This window comes from Planomonospora corallina, assembly GCF_042650625.1.
Taxonomy (GTDB): Bacteria; Actinomycetota; Actinomycetes; order Streptosporangiales; family Streptosporangiaceae; genus Planomonospora_B; species Planomonospora_B corallina.
In genome coordinates this window covers 1-5,945 of the sequence record NZ_JBHSBM010000071.1, presented here as the reverse complement: position 1 = coordinate 5,945, position 5,945 = coordinate 1, and the positions used below count along the sequence as shown (strand labels likewise).

The 5,945-nt window shown below is 71.9% G+C and carries 6 protein-coding genes; 5 read left to right on the top strand and 1 reads right to left on the bottom strand.

Annotated elements, in window-relative coordinates; genetic code table 11:
• The first annotated feature begins 203 nt into the window (after positions 1-203).
• The 5 genes from ACFOWE_RS31720 to ACFOWE_RS31700 all read left to right on the top strand — a co-directional run bounded on the left by ACFOWE_RS31720 (position 204) and on the right by ACFOWE_RS31700 (position 5,129).
• Positions 204-692 carry a hypothetical protein gene (locus ACFOWE_RS31720; protein ID WP_377294398.1) on the top strand — a complete coding sequence of 163 codons (489 nt, stop codon included), beginning with the start codon at positions 204-206 and terminating at the stop codon, positions 690-692.
• Positions 693-862: 170 nt separating this feature from the next.
• Positions 863-2,287: a pyruvate kinase gene (locus ACFOWE_RS31715; RefSeq protein ID WP_377294396.1), complete on the top strand. Its 1,425-nt coding sequence runs from the start codon at positions 863-865 to the stop codon at positions 2,285-2,287.
• Positions 2,284-2,577: a three-helix bundle dimerization domain-containing protein gene (locus ACFOWE_RS31710; protein ID WP_377294394.1), complete on the top strand. Its 294-nt coding sequence runs from the start codon at positions 2,284-2,286 to the stop codon at positions 2,575-2,577. Before ACFOWE_RS31715 ends, ACFOWE_RS31710 begins: the two co-directional genes overlap by 4 nt.
• A 114-nt stretch (positions 2,578-2,691) precedes the next feature.
• The gene (locus ACFOWE_RS31705) at positions 2,692-3,747 is read left to right on the top strand and encodes a glycerophosphodiester phosphodiesterase (protein ID WP_377294392.1); all 1,056 of its coding nucleotides are present in this window, start codon (positions 2,692-2,694) and stop codon (positions 3,745-3,747) included.
• 224 nt (positions 3,748-3,971) lie between these two features.
• Positions 3,972-5,129, top strand: a complete 1,158-nt coding sequence (locus ACFOWE_RS31700) for an alkaline phosphatase PhoX (protein ID WP_377294390.1) — start codon at positions 3,972-3,974, stop codon at positions 5,127-5,129.
• Positions 5,130-5,340: 211 nt separating this feature from the next.
• Here ACFOWE_RS31700 and ACFOWE_RS31695 read toward each other — a convergent pair whose 3' ends face one another.
• Positions 5,341-5,775 (bottom strand): hypothetical protein, encoded by a 435-nt coding sequence (locus ACFOWE_RS31695; protein WP_377294388.1) that lies wholly within the window; start codon positions 5,773-5,775, stop codon positions 5,341-5,343.
• Positions 5,776-5,945 lie beyond the last annotated feature (170 nt).

Here is a 5,945-nt window from a genome sequence, read left to right as displayed (position 1 = left end):
GCGGTCAGTCCCAGCACCGCCATCAAGATCAGCATCTTGCCGCCGACCTTGCGGTCCGCCAGCAGGCGCTGCGTTCGGTGTGCTCGCATCATCGCTCCTCGTGCCACCGCCTGCAGGTGTCTGTGCGATGGTGTCGACCGCCTTCTCGGCACGGATGGCCCCTTCCTGAGCCAAATACAGAGGGTCACTGATCAATTCACCTGATGTTCACCATCGGAGCGTGCCTCGCCCTCGGTACCGCGCATCCGCCGGAAAGGCGCCGCCCGGCCTGGAAGACGCCGCCCGGTAGTGACTACGGTGAAACCGTGGACGCCTGTGGCCCCGAGATCTCCGGCGGCGGCGCGCTCGCCGCCTACGTGCGCGCCCTGCTGGCCGATGCCGGTTTCACCACCGAGCCCGCCGCCCCGGCCGGGACCGGAGACATCGAGATACGCCGGAAGGACGATCAGGAGGTGGTGGTGAGCTGGCGTCCCGACGTGCACGCCGATGCCGATCATGGCGTGGCGGGCGACCGCCACCGCCACATCCGCACCACGGTGCATGCGACGGTGATCGACATCGTGACGCGGGCGGGCTGCCGTGTGCTCTCCGATGCCGCCGACCGGCAGGTACGCATCACCGGCGGGCCGTCCCCACACGGCTCGGGTGCTCCCGGCCACCCGCCGTCCGCGCGACCGGCACCCGAGTACTGAACGACGATCCGTTCCCGAGGGGTCACAGACCCGCAGATGACGAGGAAAAGAACACTCAAAAACTAGCAATGAATGGGTATAAAACACCATAAAACGGAGGGGTTTGAGGTCCTTCCCATCGCCGACCCCCTCCCCTACCGATCCGCCGCCGCAGCGGCGACCGTGGAAACATGTCGGGGAACACACCACATGCAGCAGACGGCGAGGACCTCACCGCCGTCGCCCATACCGTTGACGACCTGCGCCATGCGCTGGTCACCGCCGAGTCGATCTGGCGTCCGCAGATCGACCTCGTCCACCCGCACCACCGCGCCGGCGCGCTGAACCTGGCGCACTACTGGGCGATCCGCCAGCACGACCTGCGCGACCTGCAACCGCGCCTGGCCGCGCTCGGGCTGTCGTCGCTGGGCCGCAGCGAACCGCGCGTGCAGGCCAGCCTGGACGCCGTCGCCCGGGCGATCGGCGCCCTGCGAGGCGAACGCCCAGCCGCACCCGCCGTGCCGGTCCCGGCCGCCTGGCTGGGCGGGCTGAACGCCGGCGACGCCGTCACCGTCCGCGACACCCGCGCGGCCCGGCGCACCCTCGCCGTCGAATCCGTCCAGCCCGGCGGAGTACTGGCCCGCACCGACCGCACCGTCTATCTGGCCACCGGAAGCGTCCTGCGCGGCCCGCACGGCCCGGCCGTGGTGGGCCTGCTGCCACCGGTGCCCGCCGGCCTGCTGCTGCGCTCCGGCGATGTGCTGACGCTGACCGCCGACTGCGCGCCCGCTCCCACCGATGCGGACCGGCCGCCGCGGATCGGCTGCACCCCGCCGGAGGTCTTCGCCCACCTTGAGGCCGGTCAGCGGGTGCACCTGGACGACGGCAAGATCAGCGGCGTGATCGTCGGATACGGCCCAGACCGGGCCGAGGTGCGCATCACCCGATCAGCCGAGCGCGGCACGCGCCTGCGCGAGGCCAAGGGCATCAACCTGCCCGACACCCACCTGCCGCTGTCGGCGCTGGCCGCCGCCGACCGCGAACACCTGCGCTTCGTGGCCGAGCACGCCGACATCGTGCAGATGTCGTTCGTGCGCAGTGCCCGCGACGTGGACGACCTGCTGCAGGCCCTGGACGAGTGCGGCGACGACCGGCTCGGCCTCATCGTCAAGATCGAAAGCGTGCAGGGGTTCGTGAACCTGCCCGAGATACTGCTGGCCGCGATGCGGCGCCCGCACGCGAGCGTCATGATCGCCTGCGGTGACCTGGCCGTCGAATGCGGCTACGAGCGCCTGGCCGAGGTGCAGGAGGAGATCCTGTGGCTGTGCGAGGCCGCCCACCTGCCCGTCATCTGGGCCACCCAGGTCCTGGACCAGTTGGCCCGGCGCGGCCTGCCCTCCCGAGCGGAGATCACCGACGCCGCGATGGGCGTGCGGGCCGAGTGCGTGATGCTCAACAAGGGGCCCCACGTCACCGAGGCCGTCGACATCCTGAGCGACATCCTGACGCGGATGAGCGGCCACCAGCACAAGAAGACCCCGCTGCTGCGGCCGCTGCGCTCCTGGCGCCGCCACCCGGCAGCCGGTAGCCCGCGCGAAAGGACGACCGAGCCATGACCACCGCCACGCGACCGCACCCCGACGGCTCCGACCGCGAGCACCGCGCCCTAGACCTGCTGCGCGAGCGCCTGCTGGCCGCCTACCGCGACCGCCACAGCAGCGCCCGCATCACCGCCGCGCTCGACCGTGCCGTCGCCCGTTTCGACCGGGCCCCGGTCCGTGACTTCGTGCCGCTGCTGGCTGAACGCGCCGCCCGCGCCGAACTGCGTGCCTCCCCGGCCGCAAGCCCGCCGGCTGCCGTCCACGGGCCGCACACGCACGATCCGGGCGCCTGCGGCCCGGCGTAGCGGGCTCCCGCACAAACACACCGGCCGTTCCCCTCCTGCTCGCCCGCCGTACGCCCAAGCGCCGTCCCGGACCCGGATGGTGCCGGGGAAGACACCTGCATGAGGGGAGCACGGATGAGAACGAGACGTTCGGCGGCGGCGGTGCTCTGCGCGGCCGCGGTGCTGCTGGCGGGAGCGGCCCGGGCGGAGGCGTCCGACCAGCGACCCCGGCACCGCTTCGACCTGCAGGCCCACCGCGGAGGACTCGGACTGGTCGTGGAGAGCTCTGCGGCCGCATTCGCCAACGCGCTGGAGATCGGGGTCACCACCCTGGAACTCGATGTGCAGATCACCGAGGACGGCCAGGCGGTGGTGACCCACGACCGGCGCGTCAGCGACCGCAAGTGCCGCGACACCACACCGGCCTTCCCCGGCGACCCGGAGTTCCCCTACGTCGGCAAATACGTCAACACCCTGACGCTGGCCCAGGTCAAGACGATGGACTGCGGCTCGCTGACCCTGCCGGAGTTCCCCGGCCAGCGTCCGGTGCCCGGTGCGCCGATGGCGACCCTGCGCGAGGTGTTCGACCTGGTGCGCGCCTACCGGGCCCATCGCGTCATGCTCAACGTCGAGACCAAGGTCGAGGCGGGCGCCCCGCACGAGACTGCCCCGCGGGAGCGGTTCGTACGGGTCGCCCTGGCCGAGATCCGGCGGGCGCGCATGCAGCGCCAGGTCACGATCCAGAGCTTCGACTGGGGCGCTCTCATGCGGGTGCGCGAACTCGAGCCCCGCCTGCCGATCGTGGCCCTGACCAACCATGAGTTCCTGCAGGCCGGGCAGCCGGGCGCCTCTGCCTGGCTCGGCGGCATCGACATCGACGACTTCGGCGGCGACCCGCTCGAAGCGATCGCCTCCTTCGGCGCCGACGCCTTCTCCCCGGTGCACGGCTTCCCGCAGAACGGCACGGTCAGCGACCCCGGCTATCAGCCGTACGTGACCCGGCAGATGGTCGCGCGGGCGCACGCCCTGGGCATCAAGGTGATCCCGTGGACGGTGGACGACGCGTCCACGATGAACAAGCTGATCGACGACGGAGTGGACGGCCTCATCACCGACTACCCCGACCGCCTGCGCCAGGTCATGGCCGAGCGCGGGTTCCGGCTGCCTGAACGGTACGGCAGGCGCCCCTGAGCGGGGTGCTCCCCGTGTCCCGCGGGTCCCGCCGCCCGGCGGGGATCCGTGGGCCGGCGCGCCCCCGCCGCCACCGGCGGGAGACTCCCGCCTCCGGATCACCACCGCCAGGCCGCCTGCCGTTCACCCGTTCCACCGGCGGGTGTTCACCGGCGCTCCTAGCGTTGTGGCGTGATCGAGAGCGCGGTCTGGCCGCTCTCCACCCCCCGACAGGAGGTTCGTCGATGCAACGCCGTACATTCCTGCGCACCGCGGTGCTCGGTACCGGCACCCTCGCCTTCACCGGAAGCCTCTGGCAGGGCGCCGCCCTCGCAGCCCCGGCGCAGAACGCCCCCGGCCCCTACGGGCCCCTGCTGGCCGCCGACGCCAACGGCATCCACCTGCCGGCCGGCTTCACCAGCCAGGTGATCGCCCGCTCCGGCCAAGCCGTCCCCGGCACCTCCTACACCTGGCACCCCGCCCCCGACGGCGGCGCTTGCTTCGCCGACGGCGACGGTTGGATCTACGTCTCCAACTCCGAGGTCACCCCCGGCGGCGGCGCCTCGGCCATCCGCTTCGACGCGGCCGGCACCGTGGTCGCGGCGTTCTCGATCCTGTCGGGCACCCGGCAGAACTGCGCCGGCGGCGCGACCCCCTGGAACACCTGGCTGTCGTGCGAGGAGGTCAGCCGCGGCTACGTCTACGAGACCTACCCCTTCGGCGGCGCGGCGGTACGGCGCCCGGCCATGGGCCGCTTCAAACACGAGGCCGCCGCCGCCGACCCGGTCCGCAAGGTCATCTACCTGACCGAGGACGAGACCAACGGCCGCTTCTACCGGTTCGTCCCCGACACCTGGGGCGACCTGTCGTCGGGCCGGCTGCAGGTCCTGCGCGCCGGCTCGGCCACCTCCGGCTCCTTCACCTGGGCCGACGTGCCCGACCCCGACGGATGGCCGACCGCCACCCGCAGCCAGGTCTCCGGCTCCAAGGCGTTCAACGGCGGCGAGGGCTGCTACTACGCCGACGACACCGTGTGGTTCACCACCAAGGGCGACAACCGGGTCTGGCAGGTCAACGTCGCCGCCGGCACCTACGAGCTCGCCTACGACGACAGCCTCGTCACCCCGGGCACGCCCCCGCTGACCGGCGTGGACAACGTCACCGGCTCGACCTTCGGCGACCTGTACGTCGCCGAGGACGGCGGCACCATGGAGATCTGCCTGATCACCCCGGACGACACGATCTCGCCGTTCCTGCGGATCAACGGCCAGAGCTCCTCGGAGATCACCGGCCCGGCCTTCAACCCGGCCGGCGACCGCCTGTACTTCTCCTCCCAGCGCGGCACGTCCGGCTCCTCCTCCGGAGGGATCACCTACTGCGTGACCGGGCCGTTCCGCACCTGAACGCCGGACCGGGCAAGGCCGGGCCGTACGAGGTCGCCACCCCGTACGGCCCGGCTCCCCTCTGCCACGCACGGGTGCGGGGAACCGCCAAGACCACGACAAGCTCAAGCGCCTCACCGGTCACGCCCGTCGCGGCCGGTCCTTCGTTCCGGGACCGGGCCGATCAGGACGGCCGAACCGCGTCACCCGCGACGCTACAGCCGCGAAACGATCACCCGGACGTGATCGTGCGCCCATCGGCGTTCTCCGGTCGGCCGAGGTCGGGATCGGCTCGGCCCGTCTCCCGGGCGCGCTGAACGATCACCGTGCCCACGCCGATGGCGGCCGCCACGGGCCATTCGACAAGGCCGAGCACCACGAGCGCGCCGAGTCCTCCGTAGTAGGCGAGGCGTCCTTGCGGCAGGACCGATCGGGCGGCACCGATGACGCGGCCGACCTCCCATGCGCCGAGGCGGGGAGCCTGCAACCGCAGTTTGATCAGGGGAAGTGCGAGGGTGAGCGTTCGGCCAGCGCCGCTCGGCTCGGCCAGCACCGTCGACTCCACCGACTCCACAGGTCGGGCCTGCGCAGGCGTGCCTGTGGCGGTCGCGCCCGGTCGGGTCTGCGCATGCTCACGTGGCCGCCGGGCTTTTTGAACGCTTTCCATCACGGCTCCTTCTCTCAGCGATGAGCCGGGGGCGCTCGTCCTGGCAGGGAGAACCGGAGCGCTCCCCCGCCACCGGCACACGCCCTCTGGGGCGTTGCCGCATATGGAGCCTTCCCTGCGGACGGTTACTCGACCATCCAGTGCAGCGCGTAGTAGGACAGCGCGGCGAC